The sequence below is a fragment of the Streptomyces sp. NPDC058459 genome, assembly GCF_042721685.1.
Lineage (GTDB): Bacteria > Actinomycetota > Actinomycetes > Streptomycetales > Streptomycetaceae > Streptomyces.
The window spans coordinates 1-4,206 of the sequence record NZ_JBHXLV010000333.1; the positions used below are offsets into that span (position 1 = coordinate 1).

General features: G+C 72.3%; 3 protein-coding genes. All 3 read right to left on the minus strand.

Annotated elements, in window-relative coordinates:
• Nucleotides 1–38 precede the first annotated feature (38 nt).
• A complete protein-coding gene (locus ACFWN1_RS32030; protein ID WP_384369852.1) occupies nt 39–1,433 on the minus strand; it encodes an NAD(P)/FAD-dependent oxidoreductase in 1,395 nt (464 codons plus the stop codon).
• Between the two features lie 171 nt (nt 1,434–1,604).
• The gene (locus ACFWN1_RS32035; protein WP_384369855.1) at nt 1,605–2,039 is read right to left on the minus strand and encodes an ATP-binding protein; all 435 of its coding nucleotides are present in this window, start codon (nt 2,037–2,039) and stop codon (nt 1,605–1,607) included.
• A 142-nt stretch (nt 2,040–2,181) separates the two neighbouring features.
• On the minus strand, nt 2,182–4,086 hold the full coding sequence (locus ACFWN1_RS32040; RefSeq protein WP_384369858.1) for an AMP-dependent synthetase/ligase: 1,905 nt from the start codon (nt 4,084–4,086) through the stop codon (nt 2,182–2,184).
• Nucleotides 4,087–4,206 lie beyond the last annotated feature (120 nt).

Sequence of the window (4,206 nt, forward strand, 5' to 3'; positions counted from 1 at the left end):
CCACGGGACGGCGGCCTCCGGCGGCCCGGCTCACCCGCTCAGCCTCCGGCGACCTTCCCCCGCACCTTGCCCTCCGCCTCGGCCGTCCGCACCTCGCTGCGCACCTGGTCCGGCGTCAGATACGAGTCGGTGTACTCGAAGTCCTTCAGCTGGGCGGGCTTGCGGGCCTGGAAGCCGGTACGGACGAAATCGTCCCCGGCGACGGCGTTCAGCACCCAGTTCACCAGCACCCGCGCCTTGGCGACCCCGGTGCGCAGCGCCGACCAGTGATAGCCGCGCGCCACGATCTGGGCCAGGATGCCGCGCAGCTCGATCCCGAGCGGCCGGGACACCGCGTCCTTGCCGCCGAGATCGACCACGAGACCGAGATCCTTGTGGACGTACGCCTCCATCGGCTCGCCGCGCAGCGAGTGGATGATGTTGTCCGCCACCTTCGGGCCCTGCCGCATCGCGTGCTGCGCGGTCGGCGGGCAGATCGCACCCTCCTCGCCCTTGGCCAGGTCGGGCACGGCCGCCGCGTCGCCGAGCGCGAACACCCCGTCGTGCCCCGGCACCGTCATCTCCGGGGTCACCGCGAGCCGGCCGCGTACCGTCTCCGCGTCCAGCGTGCCGATGAGCGGACTGGCGACGACACCGGCCGTCCAGATCAGGGTGTGCGTCGGGATCACCCGTCCGTCGGTGAAGGTGACCTCGTCCTCGGTCACCTTGGCGACGGACACACCGAGGGAGACGTCGATGCCCCGGTCGCGCAGGATCTTCAGCGCCTGCCTGCCGAGCCGGTCGCCCAGCTCCGGCATCAGCTTCGGCGCGATGTCGATCAGATGCCAGCGGATCAGACCCGGGTCGAGCCGCGGATAGCGGCGGACGGCCGCGTGGGTGAGGCGCTGGAGGCAGGCCGCCGTCTCCGTACCCGCGTAGCCGCCGCCGACCACCACGAACTGCAGCCGCGCCGCCCGCTCGGCCGGGTCGTCGCTGGCGTCCGCGAGGTCCAGCTGCGAGATCACGTGGTCGCGGACGTAGGCGGCCTCCGCGAGGGTCTTCATCCCGTAGGCGTGCTCGGCGAGGCCGGGGATGTCGAAGGTGCGGGTCACGCTGCCCGGCGCCAGCACCAGATAGTCGTAGGGCTCGTTGACGATCTCGTCGGTGATGGTGCGGATGACGCACACCTTCGCCGCCAGGTCCACCCCGATCGCCCCGCCCGGAATGATCCGGGTGCGGTACTTCTTGCTGCGGCGCAGCGAGACGGCGATCGACTGCGGCGTCAGCACGCCGGAGGCGACCTGGGGCAGCAGCGGAAGGTAGAGCTGGTAGGAGAACGGCGTCACCAGGGCGACATCCGCCTCGTCAGGGCCGAGTTTGCGCTCCAGCCGGCGCACGCACTCGACTCCGGCGAAGCCTGCGCCGATCACCAGAATCCTGGGTCGTCGTGTCACGGTGTTGTTCCCTTCTGCGGCTCCCGTCGGTCCGGATGGACGCCGTTCGCATGCCCTGGACCACTGTCACCACACCCGATCCCACCGCGCCCCGCGCCGGCGCGCCAGTCGGCGGCGCCCGGCGGCGGACGCGCGGGCGGCGGCCTGCCCCCCCCCGCGCGCACCGCGGGCTCACCACGGGAGGAAGACGTGGATGTCCTTGCCGTTCCCCTCCACCACCACGCTCACCTGATCGCACAGCGTGTGCACCAGATGCCAGCCGATGCCCCCGCCGCCCGAACTCGGCCGGAAGGGGCGCGGTTCGGGCACCACCGTGCTGGTGTCGTGCATGGTCACATGCACCCCGTCGAAGGTGCGCCGCATCCGCATCCCGAACGGCCCCGGCGCGAACTGGACCGCGTTGGCCGCCAGCTCCGTGACCACCAGCAGGATGTCGTCCCAGTACTCCGGCGCCGTGGGCGGCGCGTCCCGGGCGAGCTTGCGGAGGAACTCCTCCGCGGCCAGCCGCGCGCCCGTCACGTTCGGCAGCTCGCCGGGAAAGGAGTACGCACGCTCGTGCGCTCTCTCGGAGGGAGGGGTGCCGTCCCAACGCCGCTCTGTCGCCATCTCGTATTCCCCGCCGTACCCCGGAGCGGGTCGGGCTCGGTCCCCGCGCTCCGGGGCGGTCATCGTCGCTGGTCAGTTCACCAGGGCGGGTTCCCAGCACCACGCGGATTACGCGTGGACGCGCCACCTGGCACTCACCGGCTCACCGGAACACGTCGTCCGGCTCGTCCCAGTCCACCGGTTCCGGGCCGCGTCCGGCCCGCGCGGCCCGCGAACGCGCCTTGTACATCGCGTCGATCTCGGGCGCGTAGTGCCGCGCTATGACATCCCGGCGCAGCTTCAGCGACGGCGTCAGCAGCCCGTTGTCCGGGGCGAACGGCTCCTGCACGACCCGGTAGACCCGGATGGACTCGGCGCGGGACACCGTGCTGTTGGCCGAGGCGACCGCGCGGGCCAACTCCTCGCGCAGCGCGCTCTCCTCCCGGCTCTCCCGCCCCTCGTAGTCGCCCTGCGGCGCCAGCGCGGCCCGCCAGTGCGCGAGGAACTCCGGGTCCAGGGTGATCAGCGCGCCCACGCACGGCCGGTCCTCGCCCACGACCACCGCCTGGTGGATCAACGGGTGCATGCGCAGCCGCTGCTCCAGCGGCGCGGGCGCCACACTCTTGCCGCTGGAGGTGATGATGACGTCCTTCTTGCGGCCGGTGATGGTCAGATACCCCTCCCGGTCCAGCCGCCCGAGGTCCCCGGTCGACAGCCAGCCCCCGCGCAGCACGCTGCGGGTGCGCGCCTCGTCGCCGACGTAGCCCTGGAACACCGACGGGCCGTGCACGAGGATCTCCCCGTCCTCGGCCACCCGGACCTCGGTGCCCGGCAGCGGCATACCGACCGTCCCTGACTTCTCCCGGCCCAGCGGCTGCATGGTGATCCCGCCGGAGGTCTCCGTCAGCCCGTAGCCGTCGTGGACGTACAGGCCGATGCCCTCGAAGAACAGCGACAGTTCGCGGCTCAGCGAGGACCCGCCCGAGGCACCCCGCCGGGCCCGGCCGCCGAGCGCGGCACGCAGCTTGCGGTACACCGTCCGCTCGTACAGGGCGTGCTGGAGCCGCAGATCCAGACCGGGGCCCGTCCCGATGCCCAGGCGGCCGCGCTCCTCGGCCTCGGCGAAGTCCCGCGCGGTCTGCGCCGCCCGCTCGAACAGCGCACCCCGGCCCGCCTGGTGAGCCGTCCTCAGGAAGGTCTTGTACAGCCTCTCGAACACCGAGGGGACCCCGTAGAGATACGTCGGCCGGAAGGTGCTCAGCGCCGTGGCGAGCGCCTCCTCGGTCATCTCCGGCTCGTGCGCCATCAGGAAGCCGCCGCGCAGACACAGCGTCTGCACCATGATCCCGTACACGTGCGAGAACGGCAGGAAGGCCAGGACCGAGGGCTGTTCGCCCGGCTGCGCGGCCGTGTGACCCCAGCCCGCCAGCAGGACGTCGCAGGAGTACGCCAGCCCGCGGTGGCTCAGCGCGCAGCCCATCGGGCGCCCGGTCACGCCGGAGGTGTAGGTGACCGCCGCCGTCGAGTCCGGCAGCACGATCCGGCGGAGCGACTCCACGGTGGTCAGCGGGATGTGCACGCCCCGCTCGGTGAGTTCGGGCAGCACGCCCGCGTCCAGTTGCCAGACGTGCCGGAGCCGGGGCAGCGCCGCGCACACCGTGCCGACGGTCATCACGCCCAGCTCGTCCTCCACCGCCACGGCCACACAGCCCGCGTCCCGCAGAATCCACTCGACCTGGTCCCGCGAGGAGGTCGGATGGATCGGCACGACCTCCGCGCCCACGGTCCACAAAGCGTGCGCCAGCACCGTCCACTCGTAGCGGTTGCGGGCCATCAGGCCCACCCGGTGGCCCGGCGAGATCCCTGCGGCCACCAGCCCCTTGGCCAGTCCCACCACCTCGTCCCGCAGTACGGCGGCTGTGACCGTCTCCCACTCGCCCGCGGCGGCCCTCGCGTGCCGGGCGACCAGCGGCAGTCCGGGACTCTTCTCTGCTTTCTCGAAGACGGTGTCGGCGAGTCCGCCGGCGGGCGCCGGGAACGCTGACGGAGCGGAGGCGACGTCGCGCATGCGCTGCTCCTGGAAGTACGGAGGGTGACCCCGCCGATCGGCTCTGTGTCGGCGGTGCACGAATGTAGCGCGGGGACGGGGTTTCGGTGCGGGGACGGGCAAAGTCGTGATCCGCTGATG